Here is a 20,583-nt window from a genome sequence, read left to right as displayed (position 1 = left end):
CTCTAGCCCTTCATCAGATTGACGTCTTCAACCGCGATCGAACCGCGGTTGCGGAAATACACCACCAGCACGGCAAGGCCGATCGCGGCCTCAGCGGCGGCCACCGTCAGCACCAGCAGCGCGAACACCTGGCCGACGATGTCGCCGAGGAAGGTCGAGAACGCCACCAGGTTGATGTTGACCGACAGCAGGATCAGCTCGATCGACATCAGGATGACGATGATGTTCTTGCGGTTGAGGAAGATGCCGAGGATCCCGAGCGTGAACAGGATCGCGGCGATCGCGAGATAGTGCCCCAGCCCAATCGTCATTTCACCCACTCCGCCGCATCGGCGTCCTGCAGGCCCTGCCCCGACGCCACCTTGCGCATCGCCATCGCCATCTCGGGCGTGCGCGCGTTCTGCACGTTGATGTTCTGCCGCTTGACGTTGGCCTTGTGGCGCAGCGTCAGCACGATGGCGCCGATCATCGCGACCAGCAACACCATGCCGGCGAGCTGGAAGTAATGGATGTACTTCGTATAGAGCACGAGGCCGAGCGCCTCGGTGTTGGTGACATTGGTCGGAATAGCCGCGGTGATCGTCTTGGTCACCTGCGGGTTGATCACCCAGGCGCCGACCACCAGCAGCAGCTCGAACAGGAAGATGCCGCCGATCACGATGCCGATCGGCAGATACTGGATGAAGCCTTCGCGGAGCTCGACGAAGTCGACGTCGAGCATCATGATCACGAACAGGAACAGCACCGCGACCGCGCCGACATAGACCACGATCAGCATCATCCCGAGGAACTCGGCGCCCATCAGGATGAACAGCCCGGCCGCGTTGACGAAGGCCAGGATCAGGAACAGCACGGAGTGCACGGGATTGCGCGAGACAATCACCATGACCGCCGAGGCCACGCAGACCGCGGCAAACAGATAGAAGAACAGCGCCGGAAGGATCATGCCCTCACCTCACCGGTACGGCGCGTCGAGCGCGATCGATTTCGCAATCTCGCGCTCCCAGCGGTCGCCATTGGCGAGCAGCTTCGCCTTGTCATAGTAGAGTTCCTCGCGGGTCTCGGTCGCGAATTCGAAATTCGGTCCCTCGACGATGGCGTCGACCGGGCATGCCTCCTGGCACAGGCCGCAATAGATGCACTTCACCATGTCGATGTCGTAACGCACCGTGCGGCGGGTGCCGTCGTTGCGGCGCGGACCGGCCTCGATGGTGATCGCCTGCGCCGGGCAGATCGCCTCGCACAGCTTGCAGGCGATGCAGCGCTCTTCGCCGTTCGGATAGCGGCGCAGCGCATGCTCGCCACGGAAGCGCGGCGAGATCGGTCCCTTCTCGAACGGATAGTTCAGCGTCGGCTTCGGCTGGAAGAAATACCGCATCGCCAGGAAGAACGCCGAGACGAATTCCGAGAGCAGAAGCGAGCGGGCTGTTGCGTTGACATTGACACTCATGACGGCCTCACTTCGGCGCGATGCCGGCGAACTGCAGCACGCCGGCCACGATCACCACCATCGCCAGCGACAGCGGCAGGAACACCTTCCAGCCGAGCCGCATCAGTTGATCGTAGCGGTAGCGCGGCACGATCGCCTTCGCCATCGCGAACATGAAGAACATGAAGAACACCTTCAGGGCGAACCAGACGATGCCCGGGATCCAGGTGAACGGCGGCAGATTGACCGGCGGCAGCCAGCCGCCCAGGAACAGGATCGACGCCAGCGCGCACATCGTGGTGATCGCGACATACTCGCCGAGCATGAACAGCAGATACGGGGTCGAGCCGTATTCGGTCATGAAGCCCGCGACCAGCTCGGATTCGGCTTCGACCAGGTCGAACGGCGGACGGTTGGTTTCCGCCAGCGACGAGACGTAGAACACCACGAACATCGGGAACAGCGGCCACACATACCAGTTCAGGATGGTGAGCTGCGGCAGACCGATCAGGTGCGCGAGCCCGCGGGTGTTCTGCGCTTCGACCACCGCCGAGAGGTTCAGCGATCCGACGCAGAGCAGCACGGTGATGATGACGAAGCCGATCGAGACCTCGTAGGACACCATCTGCGCCGCCGAGCGCAGCGCCGCCAGGAACGGGTACTTCGAGTTCGACGACCAGCCGGCCATGATGATGCCGTAGATCGACAGCGACGAAATCGCGAAGATGTAGAGAATGCCGACATTGATGTCGGAGATCACCCAGCCGAGATCGAACGGGATCACGGCCCAGGCGGCCAGCGCCAGGATGCACGACACCAGCGGCGCCAGCAGGAACACGCCCTTGTTGGAGCCGGACGGAATCACCGGCTCCTTCAGCACGAACTTCAACAGGTCGGCGAAGGATTGCAGCAAGCCGAACGGGCCGACCACGTTGGGACCGCGGCGGATCTGCACCGCCGCCCAGATCTTGCGGTCGGCGAGCAGGATGTAGGCGATCGCGATCAGCAGCACGACGAGCAGCAACAGGCTCTCCGCGACCATGATGATCAGCGGCCAGAGGAAGCCGGTCCAGAACGAGCTTGCGAAGAATTCAGCCATCAGGTCACGCTCACTCCGCTGCCGTCAGCATTCGGCCCGACGCCAGCCGCGAGCATTCCGCCATCACGGCAGAGGCCCGCGCGATCGGGTTGGTCAGATAGAAATCCTCGACGGTCGGCCTGAAGGCCGCCTTGTCGACGGCACCGCCCTTGCCCGCCAGCGCCTTGACGTCCTCGGCCTTGCCGGCCTCGATCTGGTCGAGCCGCATCAGATGCGGCGAGGTGTTGAACATCGCCTGGCGCAGCGCCTGCAGCGAATCGAACGGCAGCTTCTTGCCGAGCACGTCGGACAGCGCGCGGATGATCGCCCAGTCCTCGCGGGCTTCGCCCGGCGGGAACGCGGCGCGGTTGGCGATCTGCGCCCGGCCCTCGGTGTTGACGTAGATGCCGGACTTCTCGGTATAGGCCGCGCCCGGCAGGATCACGTCGGCGCGGTGCGCGCCGTGGTCGCCATGGGTGCCGATATAGACCACGAAGGTGCCGTCCGGCGCCTTGATCTCGTCGGCACCGAGCAGGAACAGCACATCGAGCGTGCCGAAGGTGGTCATCTGCGCGGTGGTCAGGCCGCCGGCCGAAGGCGAGAAACCGATATCGAGCGCGCCGGCGCGCGAGGCGGTATCCTGCAACACGGCAAAGCCGTTCCAGCCGTCCTTCAGCGCGCCGACATCGACGGCGAGCTTGGCGGCCTGCGCCAGCACCGCGGCGCCGTCATGCCTGGTGTAGGCGCCGGCGCCGACCAGGATGATCGGGTGCTGTGCGTTCTTGAGCACGTCGGCAAACGAGTGCTTGCCGGCGGCGAGATCGGCGAGCGTGTCGGTGCCCGCGCCGAGATATTCGTGGTCGTAGGTGAAATCGGACTTGGCGCCGATCATGCCGACCTTGAGGCCGCCGGTGCGCCAGCGCTTGCGGATCCGCGCATTCAGCACGGCGGCCTCCTTGCGCGGATGCGAGCCGATGATCAGGATCGCGTCGGCCTGGTCGATACCGGCAATGGTCGGGTTGAAGATGTAGGACCCGCGGCCGGCCTTGGCGTCGAACGCGTCGCCGCCCTGCACGGCCAGATTGACCGAGCCGAACTTCGCGAGCAGCTCCTTCAGCGCATACATTTCATCGACCGCGGCGAGATCGCCGGCGATGGCACCGATCCGCTTGCCGTCGGTGCGGCCGGCCTTGGCGGCGATGGCGGCAAAGGCTTCCTGCCAGGTCGCAGGCTTGAGCTGGCCGTTCTCGCGCACATAGGGACGGTCGAGGCGCTGGGTGCGCAGGCCGTCGACGACGTGGCGGGTCTTGTCGGAGATCCACTCCTCGTTCACGGCCTCGTTGATGCGCGGCAGGATGCGCATCACCTCGCGGCCGCGGGTGTCGACGCGGATCGCCGATCCGACGCCGTCCATGACGTCGACCGACTGCGTCTTGCCGAGCTCCCAGGGCCGCGCCGCAAACGCATAAGGCTTCGAGGTCAGCGCACCGACCGGGCAGATATCGACGAGATTGCCCTGCAGCTCCGAGCTCAGCGCATGCTCGAGATAGGTGGTGATCTCCATGTCCTCGCCGCGGCCGGTCGCACCCATTTCGGGGGCGCCGCAGACTTCAGCGGAGAAGCGGACGCAGCGCGTGCACTGGATGCAGCGGTTCATCGAGGTCTTGACCAGCGCGCCGAGATACTTGTCCTCGACCGCGCGCTTGTTCTCGGCGAAACGGCTGGTGTCGACGCCGTAACCCATCGCCTGGTCCTGCAGGTCGCACTCACCGCCCTGATCGCAGATCGGGCAGTCCAGCGGATGGTTGATCAGCAGGAACTCCATCACGCCTTCGCGCGCCTTCTTCACCATCGGCGAACGGGTCGAGATCTCCGGCGGCTCGCCCTTCGGGCCCGGACGGCAATCGCGCACGGCCCAGGCGCAGCTCGCGACCGGCTTCGGGCCGCCCTTCACCTCGACCAGGCACATCCGGCAATTGCCGGCGATCGACAGCCGCTCGTGATAGCAGAAGCGCGGAATCTCGGCGCCCGCCGCCTCGCACGCCTGCAGCAGCGTGTACTCCGGCGGCACATCGATCTCTTTGCCATCGACGATGATCTTGCTCATGTCTCTTCTCTACTCCGCCGCGACCATGTGGACGGGATCACGAACGCCCTGATCGTCGAGATCGGCCTTGTGCGAATACTGATCGATGCGCTCTTCGATCTCGTGACGGAAGTGCGCAATCAGACCCTGGATCGGCCACGCCGCGGCGTCGCCGAGCGCACAGATCGTGTGACCCTCGACCTGCTTGGTGACCTCGAGCAGCATGTCGATCTCGCGCTTGTGGGCGCGGCCGTCGGCCATGCGGGTCAGCACGCGCCACATCCACCCGGTGCCCTCGCGGCACGGCGTGCACTGGCCGCAGCTCTCATGCTTGTAGAAATAGGAGATGCGCGCGATCGCCCGGATCAGGTCGGTCGACTTGTCCATCACGATCACGGCGGCAGTGCCGAGGCCGGAGCGCAGCTTGCTCAAGCTGTCGAAATCCATCGGCGTGTCGATGATCTGCTCGGCGGGCACCATGCGCACCGACGAGCCGCCGGGGATCACGGCCTTCAGATTGTCCCAGCCGCCGCGGATGCCGCCGCAGTGCTTCTCGATCAGCTCGCGGAACGGAATCCCCATCGCCTCTTCGACGTTGCAGGGCCGCTCGACGTGACCGGAGATGCAGAACAGCTTGGTGCCGACATTGTTCGGACGGCCGATGCCGGCGAACCAGGCGGCGCCGCGGCGCAGGATATCGGGCGCGACCGCGATCGACTCGACGTTGTTGACGGTGGTCGGGCAGCCATAGAGGCCGACATTGGCCGGGAACGGCGGCTTCAGCCGCGGCTGGCCCTTCTTGCCTTCGAGGCTCTCGAGCAGCGCGGTTTCCTCGCCACAGATATAGGCGCCGGCGCCGTGCGCGACGTAGATGTCGAACGGCCAGCCATTGACGTTGTCCTTGCCGACCAGCTTGGCCTCATAGGCCTGGTCGATCGCGGCCTGCAGCCGCTCGCGCTCGCGGATGAACTCTCCGCGGATATAGACGTAGCAGGCATGCGCGCCCATCGCGAAGCTCGCGAGCAGGCAGCCCTCGACCAAAAGATGCGGATCGTGCCGCATGATCTCGCGGTCCTTGCAGGTGCCGGGCTCGGATTCGTCCGCATTGACGACGAGGTAGCTCGGACGGCCGTCCTTAGATTCCTTCGGCATGAAGGACCACTTCATGCCGGTCGGAAAACCGGCGCCGCCGCGGCCGCGCAGGCCGGAGGCCTTCATCTCGTTGATGATCCAGTCGCGGCCCTTGTCGATGATCCCCTTGGTGCCATCCCAGGCGCCTCGGCGGCGCGCGCCCTCGAGGCCCCAATCATGGAGGCCGTAGAGGTTCTTGAAGATGCGGTCCTTGTCGTCGAGCATGCTCAAAACTTTCCGAACATCACCGATTGGCTTGCGAATAAGCGAGCCCGGCGGCGCAGCCGCCGAACACGATGGCCCACAACAGGCTGGATTCCAGCGTGGCGCTCAGGCCGTAACGTTGCAGCAGGAACATGAAACCGGCCGCGACGACGGTATGCAGCGCAATCGTGCGCCAAGCCTTCATCGCAACGCCCCTTCCCATCCCGTTTGCCTGCACCTGAAAGCCCCGCATCAGGTGGTTTCCTTCAGCGTCGTCGGCCCGCCTGCGGGCGCCGAGAACTGGCGGTCGATCTGCGGGCCCGGCTTCGGCGGATTGCCGGCGGCAAAGCCGTCAAGCACCTTGCCGAAGCTTTCCTTGGTCAGGTCCTCATAGGTGTCCTTCCAGATCAAGACCATCGGCGCGTTCACGCAGGCACCTAAGCACTCGACCTCTTCCCAGGAGAAGTTGCCGTCCTTCGACAGCTGGAAGGGATCGTGATGGATGCGATGCTGGCAGACCTCGATCAGGTCGGCCGCGCCGCGCAGCCGGCACGGCGTGGTGCCGCAGACCTGGACATGCGCTTTCTTGCCGACCGGCGAGAGCTGGAACATGGTGTAGAAGGTCGCGATCTCCAGCATGCGGATATGCGGCATCTCGAGCAGGTCGGCGACGGCGCGGATCGCCGCTTCCGACACCCACCCGTCATGCTGCTCCTGCACGCGCCACAGGATCGCGATCGCGGCCGAAGCCTGGCGGCCCGGCGGGTACTTCTCGATCTGCTTCTTGGCCCAAGCCAGATTCTCGTCCGTGAACGTGAAGCTCGCGGGCTGCAATTCCTTCGGGGCAAGGCGGCGGACGGACATCGATCAAACTCTCAATTAGCGCGCGGTGCAGATGCGGACATCATCACCGGTCGACCTCGCCGAACACGATGTCCAGCGAGCCAAGGATGGCGGAAACGTCGGCCAGCAGATGGCCCTTGCAGATGTGATCCATCGCCTGCAAATGGGCGAAGCCCGGTGCGCGGATCTTGCACTTGTAAGGCTTGTTGGTGCCGTCGGCGACCAGATAGACGCCGAACTCGCCCTTCGGCGCCTCGACCGCGGCGTAGACTTCGCCGGCCGGCACGTGGACGCCTTCGGTGTAGAGCTTGAAGTGATGGATCAGCGCTTCCATCGAGCGCTTCATCTCTCCACGGCGCGGCGGCGCGATCTTGTTGTCCTCGACCACGACCGGGCCCTGCCCGTCGGCTGCTTTGAGCTTCTGCACGCACTGCTTCATGATGCGCACCGACTGGCGCATCTCTTCCATGCGGATCAGGTAGCGGTCGTAGCAGTCGCCGTTCTTGCCGATCGGAATGTCGAAATCCATCTCGGCGTAGCACTCATAGGGCTGCGACTTGCGCAGGTCCCAGGCCGCGCCGGAGCCGCGCACCATCACGCCGGAGAAGCCCCACTCCCAGGCCTCCTTCAGAGGCACCACGCCGATGTCGACGTTGCGCTGCTTGAAGATGCGGTTGCCCGTGAGCAGCCGATCGAGGTCGTCGACGACCTTGAGGAACGGATCGCACCACGCCTCGATATCATCGATCAGCTTCGGCGGGAGGTCCTGGTGTACGCCGCCGACGCGGAAGAACGCCGCGTGCATGCGCGAGCCCGAGGCGCGCTCGTAGAACACCATCAGCTTCTCGCGCTCTTCGAAGCCCCACAGCGGCGGGGTCAGCGCGCCGACGTCCATCGCCTGCGTGGTGACGTTGAGCAGATGCGACAGGATGCGGCCGATCTCGCAATAGAGCACGCGGATCAACTGGCCGCGGCGCGGCACGGTGATGCCGAGCAGCTTTTCCGCGGCGAGGCAGAACGCGTGTTCCTGGTTCATCGGCGCGACGTAGTCGAGCCGATCGAAATACGGAATGGCCTGCAGGTAGGTCTTGTGCTCGATCAGCTTCTCGGTGCCGCGGTGAAGCAGGCCGATATGCGGATCGACGCGCTCGACGACTTCGCCGTCGAGCTCCAGCACGAGGCGTAGCACACCGTGCGCCGCCGGATGCTGCGGACCGAAATTGATGGTGAAGTTACGAAGATTTTGCGGTTGCTCGTTCATGGCTTCGGCTCCGCCTTGGCCTTCTCGTCACCGGGAAGCGGATAGTCCGCGCCTTCCCAGGGCGAAAGGAAATCGAACTTGCGGAATTCCTGGTTGAGCCGGACCGGCTCGTACAGCACCCGCTTCTCCTGGTCGTCGTAGCGAACCTCGACGAAGCCGGTGAGCGGGAAATCCTTGCGCAGCGGATGGCCGTCGAAGCCGTAATCCGTCAGCAGGCGGCGCATGTCGGGGTGGCCGGTGAAAATCACGCCATAGAGGTCGTAGGTCTCGCGCTCGAACCAGTCGGCGCCCGGGAAGATGCCGATGATCGACGGCACCTGCGTGGTCTCGTCGGCCTGCCCGCGCACACGAATGCGCTCGTTCAGCGTCGGCGACAGCAGATGGTAGACGACATCGAAGCGCTTCTCGCGGCTCGGATAGTCGACCGCAGTCACGTCGGTGATGTTGACGAAACGGCAGTTCGGATCGTCACGCAGAAAAGTGACGACGTCCACGATTCTGCCAATCTCGACGTCGATAGTGAGTTGATCGAACGCGACCGAGTGCGCCGTGGCGGCGCCCGGAAGCGCGCTCACGATCGTCTGCCCAAGGGCGTCGAGCTTGCCGTCGTCCATGCCTGAAACCTTAGCGTTCGATGGTGCCGATACGGCGAATCTTCTTCTGCAGCAGCAGCACGCCGTAAAGCAGCGCCTCCGCCGTGGGCGGACAGCCCGGCACGTAGATGTCGATCGGCACGATGCGGTCGCAGCCACGCACCACCGAGTAGGAGTAGTGGTAGTAGCCGCCACCATTGGCGCAGGAGCCCATCGAGATGACGTAGCGCGGCTCCGGCATCTGGTCGTAGACCTTGCGCAGCGCGGGCGCCATCTTGTTGGTCAGGGTGCCTGCAACGATCATCACGTCGGACTGCCGCGGCGAGGCACGCGGCGCAAAGCCGAAGCGCTCGACGTCGTAGCGCGGCATCGAGACCTGCATCATCTCGACCGCGCAACAGGCGAGACCGAAAGTCATCCACATCAGCGAGCCGGTGCGCGCCCAGGTGATGAGGTCATCGGCCGCGGCGACGAAGAAGCCCTTGTCGGACAGCTCGTGATTGACCTCGAGGAAAAACGGATCATTGGCGCCGACCGGCTTGCCGGTCGACGGATCGAGAATGCCCTTCGGAGCCTGCGCTATCGCCGGCTGCGAGGTTGCGGCGGTGGGGCTCAATCCCATTCGAGCGCGCCTTTCTTCCATTCATACGCGAACCCGACCGTCAGCACGGCCAGGAACACCATCATCGACCAGAACCCGGTTGCACCGAGCTTTCCGAACGCCACCGCCCAGGGGAACAGAAACGCCACTTCGAGATCGAAGATGATGAAGAGGATCGCCACCAGGTAGAAGCGGACGTCGAACTTCATACGGGCGTCGTCAAAAGCGTTGAATCCGCATTCATAGGCGGACAGCTTTTCCGGGTCCGGCGACTGGAACGCGACCAGGAACGGCGCGATCAGGAGCGCAAGACCGATCAGGCCCGCAACTCCGATAAAGACCACAAGTGGGAGATAATTCTGCAGGATGCCGGTCATCGGCGAGGCCTTCTTGCTGCGGTTTCGGACGTGCCGCAGATTCGTTGATTGGAATTGTTCTTGAGGCTTTAGCGCAGCGCAACAGGGGGCGCAAGACAAGCTATTTTGACGCTTTTACCGTCGATCCCGTGGGCTCTTTGGCGCATCGGGCGGATGCGCTTGCCTCAATTGGCGACGCCACGGCGGCCATTCGGTGCCCTGCGCGCATCCCATATCAGCCCAGCTCCCGCTCGGCGGCGAGCATCTCGGCGGCGGTCATGGTCAGCCGGTCAATATGTCCAAGCAGCAGCTCAAGATCCTGTGGACCGAGCTGTTCCAGCAGGCGCCGGTTTCGCTCCTGTGCGCCGGCCACAATGGCGTCATGGGCGGCGAGCCCGGCCCTGGTGAGGGAGACCAGTGTTTCCCGGTTGTCACGCGGGTTGGCGGCCTTGGCCACCAGCTTGCGCGCGACGAGCTCGGCGAGCGCCCGGCTGATCTGCCCCTTGTCCATGCCGACGGCTTCGGCCAGCCGCACCACGCTCATCGGCGGCCGCCGGCCGAGCGAGGCGACCAGGCCGAACTCGACCGAGGACAGGCCGGTCAGGCGCTTGTAACGCAGCAGCGCCCCGCGCCTGAGCAGGTTGGCCAGCACCATCAGCCGCGACGACATCATCGCGGTGATCGGCGCGAGTTCCGCATCGACAACCGCCTCCGACGGCAAGGTCCTCTCTGTCCTGAGCTTCTCGGTCATCGCCAACCTCTGCCAACAAAGCCGGTCGCTGCCAAGCTAGACGAGATCGTTGACATTGTCATCGATCTATCGTTGACTTCATCAACGATGATGCAGCCGCGGGCGTCAGACCGGCGGCGGGAGGAGACATCGATGACGATCACCCAGCGGGACCGCGATCTCGGCACGGCCTATGCGATGAAGCCGTCCACCACCCGGACCGAGCTCACCTCGGTGGTCCGCGGCTCGCCGATGGGCGAGCTGTTGCGCCGCTACTGGCACCCGATCGGCCTCGCCGGCGACGCCACCGATATCCCCAGGAAAGTCCGTGCGCTCGGTGAGGACCTGATCCTCTTCCGCGACAGGCATGGCCGGGTCGGGTTGCTGCATGCCCGCTGCTGCCATCGCGGCACCACACTCTATTACGGCAAGGTCGAGGATGACGGCATCCGCTGCTGCTATCACGGCTGGAAGTTCGACACCGAGGGCCGCTGCCTCGAACAGCCCTGCGAGCCCGAAGGCGGCCTGTTCAAGGACAAGGTGCGCCAGCCCTGGTATCCGGTGCAGGAGCGTTACGGCCTGATCTTCGCCTATATGGGCCCGGCCGAGAAGAAGCCGGTGCTGCCGCGCTACGAGTGCCTCGAGACCATGGACGACGGCGAGTTCGTCGAGGCCGACGATTCCTCGATCGGCGGCGGCGGCCCGGCCGTGATCCCCTGCAACTGGTTGCAGCATTTCGAGAACGTCGCCGACCCCTACCATGTGCCGGTGCTGCACGGCTCGTTTTCGGGGCCGCAATTCACCACCATGATGGCCTCGATGCCCGAGGTGAAGTTCGAGATGTCGCCGCGCGGCGTCGCGGTGCGCTCGATCCGCCGGCAGGACGACGGCAGGGTGTTCTATCGCGTCACCGAGGCCGCCCTGCCCACGCTCCGCGTCGTGCCCAATCCACGCGTTGCGCAATTCGCCCGTGTGGAATCGATCGGCTGGACCTTGCCGATCGACGACACCTCGTTCCGGATCTATGTCGCCGGCCGGGTCAAGAACGCAGGCGACATCGGCCGCATGCGCTCGAAGTTCAACGGCAAGTTCTGGTGGGACATGACGGAGCAAGAGCACCAGCAATTCCCCGGTGACTACGAGGCCCAGGTCGGCCAGGGTCCGGTGACCGTCCATTCCGAAGAGCATTTCGGCCAGAGCGACCGCGGCATCCTGATGATCCGCCGGATGCTCTCTGACCAGCTTGAGGCGGTGGCCGCCGGCCGCGACCCGATCGGCGTGTCGTTCGACCCAGATGCCGGGCCGGTCGAATTCGAAGCGGGGAACTATATCCGCGAGGCCTGAGGCCCGCGCCGAAAAACAAAAAGACGATCGGGGGAGGAAGTCATGGTCGATGTCGCACCGCAGGCGGCCGCGCCAACCCAGGCCGCGGCCGCGCGCTCCGCGCGCCGCTACTACGTGCTCGCATTGCTCACCATCATCTACGCCCTCAACTTCCTCGACCGTACCATCTTCAACGTGCTGATTGAGCCCATCAAGAAGGAGTTCGCACTCAGCGACACCACGATGGGCCTGCTCGCCGGGTTCGGCTTCGTGCTGTTCTATTCGCTGCTTGGCATTCCCATCGCGCGGATGGCCGATCGTCTCAGCCGCCGCAACATCGTCGCCGTCGCCTTCGCGTTCTGGAGCGCGATGACCTATCTCTGCGGCCTCGCCTCCAGCGTCACGACGCTGGCACTGGCGCGGGTCGGCGTCGGCATCGGGGAGTCCGCGGGCACGCCGGCCTCGCAATCGATGATCGCCGATCTCTTTGACAAGAACGAGCGTCCGCGCGCGCTCGGCATCTACGCGATCGGCACCTATCTCGGCGTCTTCCTCGGCTATTTCATCGGCGGCTACGTCAACCAGCACTATGGCTGGCGGATGGCCTTCTTCACCGCGGGCCTTCCCGGCATCGCGCTCGCCGCCATCCTGTGGCTGACGATATCAGAGCCGAAGCGCGGCGCGATGGCCGAGACCTTCAAGGCCGAGCCGATCGGGCCGACGCTCGGCTTCCTGATATCGCAGCCGAGCTTCGTCATCGTGTTGATCGGGTTTTGCCTGACGACCTACACCAACTACGCCACAGCGGTGTGGATCCCGCCTTTCCTGGCGCGCATCCATCATCTCAGCAGCGCCGAGATCGGCACCTATGCCGGCACCTTCAAGGGTCTCGCCGGCATGGCGGGCACGCTGATCGGCGGCCTCGTGGTGGCGCAGATCGGCCGCCGCGACGACCGCTGGAAACTGTGGGCGCCCGCGATCATGTCCGGCCTCGCCGGCCCCGTCTTCGCGCTGTGCATGCTGACGCAAAGCTTCACGCTGATGGTCGCGACGCTGGCGTTGACCTCGTTCATGGTCGGCTTCCATCTCGGCCCGATCTTCGCGATCGCGCAGACGGTCGCAAAGCCCAGCATGCGCGCGCTGGCCTCCGCGATCGTGCTGCTCACCGCCACCTGCTTCGGCCAGGGCGTCGGTCCCCTCGCCGTCGGCATGATCAACGACGCGCTGAAGGGCGCCTACGGCGTCGATGCGGTTCGCTACTCGCTGCTGTCGGCGGCGGTGACGACGACGCTCGGCGCCGTGCTGTTCGTCTGGGCGGCGCGCTGGATACGATCGGATATTGCCCGCGCCAGTTAAGCGTCCATGAAGGCGAACAGATCGGACATCAGGCGCGCGCTGTGCGTCAGCGGCAACGCGTGCGGCGCGCCCTCATAGACCGCGAGCTTGCTTCCTTTGATCAGCCCCGCCGTCTTCGCGCCGGTCAGCTGAAGCGGCGCGCTGACGTCCTTGTCGCCGTGCACGATCAGCGTCGGGCGATCGATCCCCTTGGCCGCGGCGCGCAGATCGGCAAAGGAGATGGTCTTGCGGCAGGCCAGCGCCACCGGCAGCGGCACGCTCAGCATCATCTCCCTGATCCAGGCCCGCGTGATCTCTGATGTGTCGGGCATGAAGAACGGCGCCTCGTTCTCGCCCATCCATTTCGGGAAGTCCTGCGCGATCGCCGCATTCTGCGCATCGACCATCGTCCGCGGCACCGCGTCCGGATTGTCCTCGGTCTGGACCAGATACGGCGTGGTCGGCGCCACCAGAACCAGCCGCGCGATACGCTCCGCGCCGTGACGTGCCAGATAGTTCACCGCCTCGATCGATCCCATCGAATGCGCGACGATCGTGACGTCACGGAGATCGTGCTGCTCGATGACGGCAGCGACGTCATCGGTCAGCGTGTCGAGATCGTATCCCGTCATCGGCATATCTGAGCGGCCATGGCCGCGCCGGTCCGGCGCGACGCAGCGGTAGCCCTTCGCATTCAAGGCGACGATCTGGCTGCCCCAGACGCTGGAATTGAACGTCCAGGCCGCCAGCAGCAGCACCGGCTTGCCCGTGCCCCAATCCTGCGCGAACAGTGACGTGCCGTCCTTCGCCGTCACGTAAAGCGGTCGGCTTGCCATTACATGTCTCCCTTTGCGGATCGATCGGCAACAACGCCGTCGACGAAACCGATCATCGCAATGAGAGACCACACGCGCGATTACGCGTCAGGTAATCGCGCGTGTGTTGTCAGGCTGCCCTCAAGTGAGCTTGCCGGTATATTTCTCCAGCGCCGCCCAGGCGTCCGCGCCATAGGTCTTCTGCCACTGCGTGTAGAAGCCGGCTTTGACCAGCGCGGCCCTGAACTGCACCGGATCGGGCTTGTTGAACGTCATGCCCTTCCCGGTCAGCTCGGCCTGCAACGAACGATCCATCTCGAGCAGATCGGCGCGCTCCTTCACCGCCGCCGCGTCGAACGCGGCATTGATGATCTCGAGCAGATCGGGCGGCAGGCCCGCCATCGCACGGCGGTTGCCGAGGATCCAGTAGCCGCTCCAGCAATGGTTCGACAGCGCGCAGTATTTCTGCACCTCGTACAGCTTTCCCGTCGAGACCTGCGCCAGCGGATTCTCCTGCCCTTCGACGATGTGGGTCTGCAGCGCCGAATAGAGCTCGCTGTAGGAGATGCTCGACGGCAGCGCGCCGAGCCCCGAAAACAGCGAGGTCAGCAATGCCGTGACCGGCACGCGGATCTTGAAGCCCTTGAGATCGTCGACGCTGTTGAGCTGCCGGCTCGACGACGAGGTGATCTGGCGGAAGCCGTTGTCCCAGACCTTGTTCAGCGGCACGACGCCGGCCTTGGCGATTGCCTCGCGGACGAGGTCGCCGACGCTGCCGTCCATCGCCGCCCAGACCTGGTCGTAGGACTGGAAGGCGAAACCGATGCTGGGCAGACCGGACAGCGGCACCAGCGTCGAGAGCGTCATGCTGGGTGCAGCCAATAGCTCGATACCGCCGGCCCGGACCTGCGACAGCATCTCCGGATCGCCGCCGAGCTGGCTGTTGGCGAACACCGTGATGTTGAGCCGGCCGGACGATTGCGTGCCGACCAGCTTGGCCGCCTCGATCAGACGGATTGTTAGCGGATGGGTTTCCGGAGTGTTGACGCCGAGCTTGAAGTCGAACTCGGCGGCGGCAAGGACCGGCTTACCAAACATCGTGGCGGCCACTGCCGCCGTGCCGATGCTCAGCACCCGGCGGCGGGTTACATTCGTTGTTTTCATTATTGTTTTTCTCCCGAGCGCATCCCGCGCCTGGGGTCAGTTTCGGCCCTCCGCCTGTGTGACGCAAGGCACGGTGAAACCAATCCGCCCGTGGCACGAAACCATTTCAAGGAACTCACGAAACGATCCGGAAACAGATCGGGCTTACCAGTAGCGGCCATAGACGGCGCATAGACGCCCGGAGGCGACCATGAACCACTCGATCCATTCAGCTGATCGCGCGACCCACCTCAAGATCGTGGTGGTTGCCCTCGTTGCGGCCATCGGGGTTGCGGCGTTCGGCATTTCGGCGCGGAACAATGCGGATTTCACCCAGACCGCCCAGACCAACCAGGTCATCAAGGCCGGCAAGCCGGTGGCGATCACCTCTTCGGGCACCTCGACGGTCCGCTAGGATTTTTCAGACTTCGGCAGACAAAACGGCCGCCCTCGGGCGGCCTTTTTGTTGGGCCCGATCGTCTCGAGTTCCAATCAGGACGCTGTGGCCTTTGCCGCCCAGTTCGGCTACGGCGATTGCAGGACCACCGAGACCGGGGCGCGCGCGATCGACGTGTGCAGGGTCGCAAGCCGGCTGAGCGTCGCGAATGACTGAGCCTCGCCTCGCGGGCGACATACTTGCAGACCCGCACGCTCACCGCACCGGCGGAACGTCCACCCTGCTCGGGCTGCCGACGTCGCTGCCATTGGTGCTCGACCTCGACGGCACCCTGATCAGGGGCGACCTGCTCTATCTCAGCTTCTTCTCGATCCTGCGCCGCAATCCGCTGATCGTCGTCGCATGCGCTGCCTGGCTGACGCGCGGACGCGCGGCGTTGAAGCGTCAGCTTGCACGGCGCCAGCGCATCGACTGGAGCCGGATCGAACTGCACCAGGACGTCGTCGCACTGGCCGAGCGCGAGAAGGCCGCCGGCCGCCGCGTCGTGCTGGCAACCGCGGCCGACGCGCTGCTCGCAGACCGGCTTGCGTCGCGGCTGCCTTGGCTCGACGACGTGCTCGCCTCCGACGGCGCGCACAATCTCAAGGGCGCCAACAAAGCCGGCTTGCTGCTGAAGCGCTTTCCCGGCGGCTTCATCTATGCCGGCGACAGCGCATCCGACCTCGCGGTCTGGGCCCACGCCGCCGGAATCATCACCGTCAATGCGCGCGAGGCGCTGCGCGCCGCGGTATCCGCGCTCCGCAGGCCGACGTTGCATCTTTCAGATCGCGGCCGCGGCGAAATCTTAACCGCGTCCTAACGCGGTCGTTCGATTGCGATCCGCTCCGCGACCCCGGTCTTAAAAATTGTTCCGTATGGTGGGCGTCAACAGAGGCGCGGGCCCACAATGAATTTGCAGCAGCAAGTAATTTCCACCGGCTTCAAGATCACCTGCACGGATTGCGGCAGCATGGCGATCAAAGTCGTCGATCCGGCGCACGCTTCGGGCGACACCATCATCGAATGCCGCCGCTGCAACGCCGTGCGCGGCACGGTGGCGGACCTGCACACCCTGGCGCGGCGCGGCCGCGACCTGTTCGAATTCTAACCCCGTCCCCGCCGATGCTGTCAGATCCGAGCGCGACCATGCAGAGCGACATTCCCCTGGATACGGTCTGGTCGATCCTCGAGGCCGCCAACGAATTGGGCGATACCCACACGGTTGACGCCTGCCGCCGCATCATCGACGCGAATTTGCGCGGCGACGCGCCTGGACAATCCGACCTGAACGCGGTCGCCGCATTCTTTGCCTGATCAGGGCAGCCGGTTGCCGATTGTGCGTTCAATGCGGCGCCGCGGTGACCGATCGCACAACGGAAACATTACAATACAGACCGCAACGCCGCTCAACGTTGCTTGACTTGATTCGACCGAGGCCGGTTGGCTAGTTGTCGCGCAGCTCTCGAATCGGACGGGCCGATGCAATGACGCGCGATGACCTGGTTGTCGGGGGCACGATCCTCGGGTTCTTCGCCGTCAGCACCGCATCGCTGATCGCCTGCGGACACGCGTTCCCGGCGATGCATGTCTGGCGATCCGGCATCACCGTCGAGGCCGTCCTCGGCACCGCCATCATGGTCATCTTCATCCCGGCATTCGCCGCAGGACGATTCAGCTTCGGCTATCTGGTGAGCTTCTCGCTGCTGTCGGCCGTGTTCGGCTTCGTCTGGCTCAGCTTCTTCAGCGCGTTCGACTACCCGCACGCGATCGCCCGCTGGGCCATGATCGCCGCGCTGGCCGCCGCGATGATCCCCCTGATGTTCCAGAACATGCCGGTCTGGCGGCCCGACCTGTCGGAAGCGGCCATCAAACGCGTTGCGCTGCTGCTGCTGGCGTCGTCCTTCGCCGTGTTGATCTCCGACATCTGCTACGGGGTCAACCTTGGCAATCCCTATGGCACAGCCCGCAACGCCATCGGGCGGCCGGCTCTGTTGAATTATCTCACCGGGATCATGATCGGAGCGGTGCTGCCCTATCTGTTTGCGCATTTCGCATCGCGCAGGCAATGGTTGCAGGCCGCCTGCGTGTTGCTGTTCGCGCTGTGCTTCTATCCGGTCGTCAACAACAAGACCGTTCTGCTGTTGCCGATCTGGCTGCCGTTCCTGTTCTGGCTCTACGGCCAGTTCAACCCGCGACTGGCCACGGTGCTCGCATTCTTGCTCCCGGCGACCGTTGGGCTCTCGGCATTCGCCGTTCTCGGCGCCGACAAGGACTACGTCGTGTTCAGCGCCATCAACCTGCGCTTCCTCGCGATCCCGTCACTGGCGCTCGATCAATATGCCGACTTCTTTGCCCACCGCGAGTTGACCCGGTTCTGCCAGATATCGATCCTGCGACAGGTGACCGCCTGCCCGTATGGCGAACTCGGCCCGACGCTCGGCGCGATCTATCGCGACGGCAATTTCAACGCGTCCTTCCTCGCCACCGAGGGCATCGCGTCGGTCGGCCTCCCGCTCGCCCCGGTTTCGGCGCTGGTGTGCGGCGTGATCCTGTCGGCGGGGTCGACGGTCTCGCGGCATCTGTCGCCACGCTTCATCGCGGCGTCATCAGGCATCGCCGTCCAGGCGATCATGAACGTGCCGCTGACCACGGGCCTCGTCTCGAACGGGATCGCGCTGTTGTTCCTGCTGTGGTGGCTGACGCCGGAGCAGCGCGCGGAATTATCCCGCAGTCCCGCGCACGCCGCCCGGCAGGTCGGCGTCGTCGGCCTCGCGGCGTCCTGATCTTGCGCGCCCAGCCGCGACGTGGCGGGCGCGCAAAGACGGTGCCGGCGTGCGGGCGGCCTGACTAATGTGGCCGCGACTTCTTTCGAAGAACGATAATGCTCTGATAGGGCGAGATCCCATTCATGCCGACATCGACGATATCGAACCGATCGGTCCAGTGCTGCTCGATGTACTGCTTGGTGATGATTGTCTCGCCGTATGTCATTTCGCCATCGACCGGATAGCTTTGGGGATAGAAGTAGAAGCCGTCTCGCCGCACGGTTTCGGTGATCTTTTGCTGATCCCAACCGGGCAATTTCGAGATCGGCTCATAGAATGCATATGCCGGCGGTCGCACCGTCAGAAGGAAGAGACCACGATCCTCCAGCGCAGCATGGACCGCGTCGAGGCATACGTCGCTCGCGACCGGGGAGAGGTGCGTCCAGATCGACAACGCGTAGGCGACATCGAATTTCTGGTTGAATGGAAGACGTTTCGGCAGGCTGTCCGACAGCACGATATCGGCGCGAGGGTTGGAGCGTTGCGCGACCTGGATGATGCCCTTGTGAGGATCACACCCATGCAAATTGCGCAGCGGCACATCCTTCATGAAGTATCTGAGCACGCTGCCCCAGCCGCAACCATAGTCCAGCACCGAACACTCTTCGAATGGCTTGTCCAGATGCAGCCTGAGTTTGTCGTGTATCAGCCGATACGTTTCGATCACCGCGGCGCCAAGCTCCATCCCGGAACGACCGCTCCAGTTCTTCTGCGTGCCGGCGTCGGGCGGATCGGGAATCGTCGCCTTGATGGCGTCGAAGCCATCATACTCCTTCCAGAGCAGCACGTTCCAAAGATAGGGATCGTCGATCCACTTGAACGCTTCGTACGCAGGCTCTCCCCTTCCGCATGCGGCCTCCGTCCTCGCCAGCTCGTCTTTGTAGTATTCGTTCAGCCACAGGCTCCAATCCATCCGCACGTCTCCTACTCTGTTTGTCGGTCCTTGCCGCGCCAGCGTCATCTGAATGTTTCCGAAACTGTCGATGATTTCTCCGGCAACTTTAAGACGCATCATACGCGTGAGTTCCGGAACACGATGGAACCGCGCACGCGGCTCTTGCTGCAAGCCTTGCGACCTGCAAGCCTTCCGACCGCCTTCGTCAAGTGTAGTTCTGAAAAATGACAACCTGACGTAGTTGATTGGTTCCGTCGATAAGCAGCGACGGCATCCGCTGGACTTCGGCCGAGCAAGTAAGGTTGACGTCAGGATGGCGCGTTACGCTGCCCAGGTGAACCGGGTGGCGATAGTCACTACCGCGTTCGCCAATCTGATGCTCGCGTGAGGCGCTCCAGCCGTGCGGCCTCCAGGAATCGTATCGATGAAAGTCCGCGAGCTCATCCAAGCACTCCAGGCACTCCCGGATCAGGACGCAACAGTCGTCATCGGAGAAGGCGCACAGCCAGAAACCTGGCTGATCGTGTCAGGCGTGGCGGAATGCCGGATTGCGCGCGTGAATGATGATCATGCGGTCGCCGGGAGCCAACCGGCGATTGAGATAGTCTGAAAGAGGCAAGCTTGGCGGTTGTTTTTGGGGGTCTCGAAGATGCGTGCCGGCAAGCCCGGACAGAGGCGTCCAGAGCGTCATGACAGCGCGCCGCACGGCACGTCTCAAAATCTGGAACTTGGGCTAAGTGTTTGATAAGACTGGCGCGAGAGACGGGACTCGAACCCGCGGCCTCCGCCGTGACAGGGCGGCGCTCTAACCAACTGAGCTACTCCCGCGGATGCCGATCTTCGGATTGATCCGCGCAGGACCGAGGGCATAAAGGGCCGCATCCCGATAGTCAAGCGCGTTGCGGATCCCTGCACAGCGCAGGCGCTTTTGCGCCGTGGGTGCGAGTTGTAGCCTGTTTTCAGGCGAAACGGCGTAGTCAGCAAAGCCCCGAATCAAATAAGGCCTGATACGTCTGGGTTTCCTGTGGCCGGCCCGGCGCTGCCCGTTCCCAGAACCGGCGGTTTCAGGACTTTTCCGGGCGCATTTTTCCGACGCGAGCGGCACGCCATTCGCGCGAAAGCAAGCAATCCAGCCATTCAGCAACGAGGAGGGCCACACATGGCGAAGAAAGCAGCGACCCCGGCGACGATCACGCTGAAGCACCTGGCGGCGGCCATCGCCGAAGAGCAGGAGCTGTCCAAGAAGCAGGCCGAGGCGATCCTGACCGACATGGTCACCCGGATCACCAAGCACCTCAAGAAGGGCGAGCGGATCAGGATCGTCGGCCTCGGCATCCTCCAGGTCCGCAAGCGCGCCGCCCGCATGGGCCGCAACCCGGCGACCGGCGAGCAGATCCATATCAAGGCGAGCAAGAAGGTCGCCTTCCGCGCCGCCAAGGAGCTGAAGGAAGCCGTTTAAAGGCTTTACTCTCCGTTGATATCAAAGCGCCATTCCGGCT

The 20,583-nt window shown here is 64.2% G+C and carries 25 protein-coding genes and 1 tRNA gene; 9 read left to right on the top strand and 17 right to left on the bottom strand.

Annotated features, from left to right (window positions below):
• Positions 1-2 precede the first annotated feature (2 nt).
• The 13 genes from nuoK to FBZ93_RS09800 form a co-directional block, all read right to left on the bottom strand.
• Positions 3-311 carry an NADH-quinone oxidoreductase subunit NuoK gene (gene nuoK, locus FBZ93_RS09860; protein ID WP_146985700.1) on the bottom strand — a complete coding sequence of 103 codons (309 nt, stop codon included), beginning with the start codon at positions 309-311 and terminating at the stop codon, positions 3-5.
• Complete coding sequence (locus tag FBZ93_RS09855) at positions 308-946, bottom strand: NADH-quinone oxidoreductase subunit J (protein ID WP_050423874.1); 639 nt, start codon at positions 944-946, stop codon at positions 308-310. The genes nuoK and FBZ93_RS09855 overlap by 4 nt, the downstream gene beginning before the upstream one ends.
• A 9-nt stretch (positions 947-955) precedes the next feature.
• Positions 956-1,450: an NADH-quinone oxidoreductase subunit NuoI gene (gene nuoI / locus FBZ93_RS09850; protein ID WP_018271854.1), complete on the bottom strand. Its 495-nt coding sequence runs from the start codon at positions 1,448-1,450 to the stop codon at positions 956-958.
• A gap of 7 nt (positions 1,451-1,457) precedes the next feature.
• Positions 1,458-2,528: an NADH-quinone oxidoreductase subunit NuoH gene (gene nuoH, locus FBZ93_RS09845; protein WP_146985699.1), complete on the bottom strand. Its 1,071-nt coding sequence runs from the start codon at positions 2,526-2,528 to the stop codon at positions 1,458-1,460.
• A gap of 10 nt (positions 2,529-2,538) precedes the next feature.
• Positions 2,539-4,614, bottom strand: a complete 2,076-nt coding sequence (nuoG, locus tag FBZ93_RS09840) for an NADH-quinone oxidoreductase subunit NuoG (RefSeq protein ID WP_146985698.1) — start codon at positions 4,612-4,614, stop codon at positions 2,539-2,541.
• A gap of 9 nt (positions 4,615-4,623) precedes the next feature.
• Positions 4,624-5,949 (bottom strand): NADH-quinone oxidoreductase subunit NuoF, encoded by a 1,326-nt coding sequence (nuoF, locus tag FBZ93_RS09835; protein WP_146985697.1) that lies wholly within the window; start codon positions 5,947-5,949, stop codon positions 4,624-4,626.
• 19 nt (positions 5,950-5,968) lie between these two features.
• Positions 5,969-6,151, bottom strand: a complete 183-nt coding sequence (locus FBZ93_RS09830; RefSeq protein WP_433995401.1) for a hypothetical protein — start codon at positions 6,149-6,151, stop codon at positions 5,969-5,971.
• A gap of 29 nt (positions 6,152-6,180) precedes the next feature.
• The gene (gene nuoE / locus FBZ93_RS09825; RefSeq protein WP_016847752.1) at positions 6,181-6,792 is read right to left on the bottom strand and encodes an NADH-quinone oxidoreductase subunit NuoE; all 612 of its coding nucleotides are present in this window, start codon (positions 6,790-6,792) and stop codon (positions 6,181-6,183) included.
• Positions 6,793-6,835: 43 nt separating this feature from the next.
• Entirely contained in the window at positions 6,836-8,032 is a 1,197-nt protein-coding gene (locus FBZ93_RS09820; RefSeq protein ID WP_146985695.1) for an NADH-quinone oxidoreductase subunit D, read from the bottom strand.
• Positions 8,029-8,646: an NADH-quinone oxidoreductase subunit C gene (locus FBZ93_RS09815; protein ID WP_146985694.1), complete on the bottom strand. Its 618-nt coding sequence runs from the start codon at positions 8,644-8,646 to the stop codon at positions 8,029-8,031. Before FBZ93_RS09815 ends, FBZ93_RS09820 begins: the two co-directional genes overlap by 4 nt.
• 10 nt (positions 8,647-8,656) lie before the next feature.
• Entirely contained in the window at positions 8,657-9,247 is a 591-nt protein-coding gene (locus FBZ93_RS09810) for a NuoB/complex I 20 kDa subunit family protein (protein ID WP_139483903.1), read from the bottom strand.
• Positions 9,238-9,603, bottom strand: coding sequence for an NADH-quinone oxidoreductase subunit A (locus FBZ93_RS09805; protein WP_146985693.1), 366 nt, complete (start codon positions 9,601-9,603; stop codon positions 9,238-9,240). Before FBZ93_RS09805 ends, FBZ93_RS09810 begins: the two co-directional genes overlap by 10 nt.
• A 214-nt stretch (positions 9,604-9,817) precedes the next feature.
• Positions 9,818-10,333 (bottom strand): MarR family winged helix-turn-helix transcriptional regulator, encoded by a 516-nt coding sequence (locus tag FBZ93_RS09800; protein WP_146985692.1) that lies wholly within the window; start codon positions 10,331-10,333, stop codon positions 9,818-9,820.
• 132 nt (positions 10,334-10,465) lie between these two features.
• Between FBZ93_RS09800 and FBZ93_RS09795 the strand changes: the two genes are divergently transcribed.
• Both FBZ93_RS09795 and FBZ93_RS09790 read left to right on the top strand, forming a co-directional pair.
• Complete coding sequence (locus tag FBZ93_RS09795; RefSeq protein WP_146985691.1) at positions 10,466-11,656, top strand: aromatic ring-hydroxylating dioxygenase subunit alpha; 1,191 nt, start codon at positions 10,466-10,468, stop codon at positions 11,654-11,656.
• Positions 11,657-11,698: 42 nt separating this feature from the next.
• On the top strand, positions 11,699-12,991 hold the full coding sequence (locus tag FBZ93_RS09790) for a spinster family MFS transporter (protein ID WP_146985690.1): 1,293 nt from the start codon (positions 11,699-11,701) through the stop codon (positions 12,989-12,991).
• Here FBZ93_RS09790 and FBZ93_RS09785 read toward each other — a convergent pair.
• Both FBZ93_RS09785 and FBZ93_RS09780 read right to left on the bottom strand, forming a co-directional pair.
• Positions 12,988-13,806 (bottom strand): alpha/beta fold hydrolase, encoded by an 819-nt coding sequence (locus FBZ93_RS09785; RefSeq protein ID WP_146985689.1) that lies wholly within the window; start codon positions 13,804-13,806, stop codon positions 12,988-12,990. The genes FBZ93_RS09790 and FBZ93_RS09785 overlap by 4 nt on opposite strands.
• Positions 13,807-13,926: 120 nt before the next feature.
• On the bottom strand, positions 13,927-14,883 hold the full coding sequence (locus FBZ93_RS09780) for a TRAP transporter substrate-binding protein (RefSeq protein WP_146986018.1): 957 nt from the start codon (positions 14,881-14,883) through the stop codon (positions 13,927-13,929).
• Between the two features lie 256 nt (positions 14,884-15,139).
• Here FBZ93_RS09780 and FBZ93_RS09775 point away from each other — a divergent pair, with 256 nt between their 5' ends.
• The 5 genes from FBZ93_RS09775 (at position 15,140) to FBZ93_RS09755 (ending at position 18,147) form a co-directional block, all read left to right on the top strand.
• Positions 15,140-15,343 carry a hypothetical protein gene (locus tag FBZ93_RS09775; RefSeq protein ID WP_021079164.1) on the top strand — a complete coding sequence of 68 codons (204 nt, stop codon included), beginning with the start codon at positions 15,140-15,142 and terminating at the stop codon, positions 15,341-15,343.
• Positions 15,344-15,533: 190 nt separating this feature from the next.
• Positions 15,534-16,184, top strand: coding sequence for a haloacid dehalogenase-like hydrolase (locus FBZ93_RS09770; protein WP_146985688.1), 651 nt, complete (start codon positions 15,534-15,536; stop codon positions 16,182-16,184).
• Between the two features lie 87 nt (positions 16,185-16,271).
• Positions 16,272-16,472 (top strand): hypothetical protein, encoded by a 201-nt coding sequence (locus FBZ93_RS09765; RefSeq protein WP_146985687.1) that lies wholly within the window; start codon positions 16,272-16,274, stop codon positions 16,470-16,472.
• Positions 16,473-16,510: 38 nt separating this feature from the next.
• Entirely contained in the window at positions 16,511-16,678 is a 168-nt protein-coding gene (locus FBZ93_RS09760; protein ID WP_223967230.1) for a hypothetical protein, read from the top strand.
• A gap of 170 nt (positions 16,679-16,848) precedes the next feature.
• Positions 16,849-18,147 carry a hypothetical protein gene (locus tag FBZ93_RS09755; RefSeq protein ID WP_146985685.1) on the top strand — a complete coding sequence of 433 codons (1,299 nt, stop codon included), beginning with the start codon at positions 16,849-16,851 and terminating at the stop codon, positions 18,145-18,147.
• Between the two features lie 64 nt (positions 18,148-18,211).
• Here the strand turns inward: FBZ93_RS09755 and FBZ93_RS09750 are convergent, their stop codons facing one another.
• Positions 18,212-19,204: a class I SAM-dependent methyltransferase gene (locus FBZ93_RS09750; RefSeq protein ID WP_146985684.1), complete on the bottom strand. Its 993-nt coding sequence runs from the start codon at positions 19,202-19,204 to the stop codon at positions 18,212-18,214.
• Between the two features lie 304 nt (positions 19,205-19,508).
• Here FBZ93_RS09750 and FBZ93_RS09745 point away from each other — a divergent pair, with 304 nt between their 5' ends.
• The gene (locus tag FBZ93_RS09745) at positions 19,509-19,694 is read left to right on the top strand and encodes a hypothetical protein (RefSeq protein WP_146985683.1); all 186 of its coding nucleotides are present in this window, start codon (positions 19,509-19,511) and stop codon (positions 19,692-19,694) included.
• Positions 19,695-19,835: 141 nt separating this feature from the next.
• Here the strand turns inward: FBZ93_RS09745 and FBZ93_RS09740 are convergent.
• Positions 19,836-19,912, bottom strand: a tRNA-Asp gene (locus FBZ93_RS09740).
• A 307-nt stretch (positions 19,913-20,219) separates the two neighbouring features.
• On the opposite strand from FBZ93_RS09740, the gene FBZ93_RS09735 reads away from it, so the two are divergent.
• A complete protein-coding gene (locus FBZ93_RS09735; protein WP_224924859.1) occupies positions 20,220-20,543 on the top strand; it encodes an HU family DNA-binding protein in 324 nt (107 codons plus the stop codon).
• Positions 20,544-20,583 lie beyond the last annotated feature (40 nt).

Source organism: Bradyrhizobium macuxiense (assembly GCF_007993935.1).
GTDB lineage: Bacteria > Pseudomonadota > Alphaproteobacteria > Rhizobiales > Xanthobacteraceae > Bradyrhizobium > Bradyrhizobium macuxiense_A.
Note: the sequence above shows the minus strand (reverse complement) of the source record. Positions and strands in the feature narration are given on the sequence as shown.

Coding starts and splice junctions, on each gene's coding strand:
- FBZ93_RS09820 (WP_146985695.1), bottom strand. CDS start 8,032: ATGAACGAGCAACCGCAAAATCTTCGTAACTTCACCATCAATTTCGGT.
- FBZ93_RS09760 (WP_223967230.1), top strand. CDS start 16,511: ATGCAGAGCGACATTCCCCTGGATACGGTCTGGTCGATCCTCGAGGCC.
- FBZ93_RS09780 (WP_146986018.1), bottom strand. CDS start 14,883: ATGTTTGGTAAGCCGGTCCTTGCCGCCGCCGAGTTCGACTTCAAGCTC.
- FBZ93_RS09785 (WP_146985689.1), bottom strand. CDS start 13,806: ATGGCAAGCCGACCGCTTTACGTGACGGCGAAGGACGGCACGTCACTG.
- FBZ93_RS09790 (WP_146985690.1), top strand. CDS start 11,699: ATGGTCGATGTCGCACCGCAGGCGGCCGCGCCAACCCAGGCCGCGGCC.
- FBZ93_RS09810 (WP_139483903.1), bottom strand. CDS start 9,247: ATGGGATTGAGCCCCACCGCCGCAACCTCGCAGCCGGCGATAGCGCAG.
- FBZ93_RS09775 (WP_021079164.1), top strand. CDS start 15,140: ATGAACCACTCGATCCATTCAGCTGATCGCGCGACCCACCTCAAGATC.
- FBZ93_RS09745 (WP_146985683.1), top strand. CDS start 19,509: ATGAAAGTCCGCGAGCTCATCCAAGCACTCCAGGCACTCCCGGATCAG.
- FBZ93_RS09855 (WP_050423874.1), bottom strand. CDS start 946: ATGATCCTTCCGGCGCTGTTCTTCTATCTGTTTGCCGCGGTCTGCGTG.
- FBZ93_RS09805 (WP_146985693.1), bottom strand. CDS start 9,603: ATGACCGGCATCCTGCAGAATTATCTCCCACTTGTGGTCTTTATCGGA.
- FBZ93_RS09815 (WP_146985694.1), bottom strand. CDS start 8,646: ATGGACGACGGCAAGCTCGACGCCCTTGGGCAGACGATCGTGAGCGCG.
- nuoF (WP_146985697.1), bottom strand. CDS start 5,949: ATGCTCGACGACAAGGACCGCATCTTCAAGAACCTCTACGGCCTCCAT.
- FBZ93_RS09755 (WP_146985685.1), top strand. CDS start 16,849: ATGACGCGCGATGACCTGGTTGTCGGGGGCACGATCCTCGGGTTCTTC.
- FBZ93_RS09770 (WP_146985688.1), top strand. CDS start 15,534: ATGACTGAGCCTCGCCTCGCGGGCGACATACTTGCAGACCCGCACGCT.
- FBZ93_RS09800 (WP_146985692.1), bottom strand. CDS start 10,333: ATGACCGAGAAGCTCAGGACAGAGAGGACCTTGCCGTCGGAGGCGGTT.
- nuoI (WP_018271854.1), bottom strand. CDS start 1,450: ATGAGTGTCAATGTCAACGCAACAGCCCGCTCGCTTCTGCTCTCGGAA.
- nuoG (WP_146985698.1), bottom strand. CDS start 4,614: ATGAGCAAGATCATCGTCGATGGCAAAGAGATCGATGTGCCGCCGGAG.
- FBZ93_RS09795 (WP_146985691.1), top strand. CDS start 10,466: ATGACGATCACCCAGCGGGACCGCGATCTCGGCACGGCCTATGCGATG.
- nuoH (WP_146985699.1), bottom strand. CDS start 2,528: ATGGCTGAATTCTTCGCAAGCTCGTTCTGGACCGGCTTCCTCTGGCCG.
- FBZ93_RS09830 (WP_433995401.1), bottom strand. CDS start 6,151: ATGGGAAGGGGCGTTGCGATGAAGGCTTGGCGCACGATTGCGCTGCAT.
- nuoK (WP_146985700.1), bottom strand. CDS start 311: ATGACGATTGGGCTGGGGCACTATCTCGCGATCGCCGCGATCCTGTTC.
- FBZ93_RS09750 (WP_146985684.1), bottom strand. CDS start 19,204: ATGATGCGTCTTAAAGTTGCCGGAGAAATCATCGACAGTTTCGGAAAC.
- FBZ93_RS09765 (WP_146985687.1), top strand. CDS start 16,272: ATGAATTTGCAGCAGCAAGTAATTTCCACCGGCTTCAAGATCACCTGC.
- nuoE (WP_016847752.1), bottom strand. CDS start 6,792: ATGTCCGTCCGCCGCCTTGCCCCGAAGGAATTGCAGCCCGCGAGCTTC.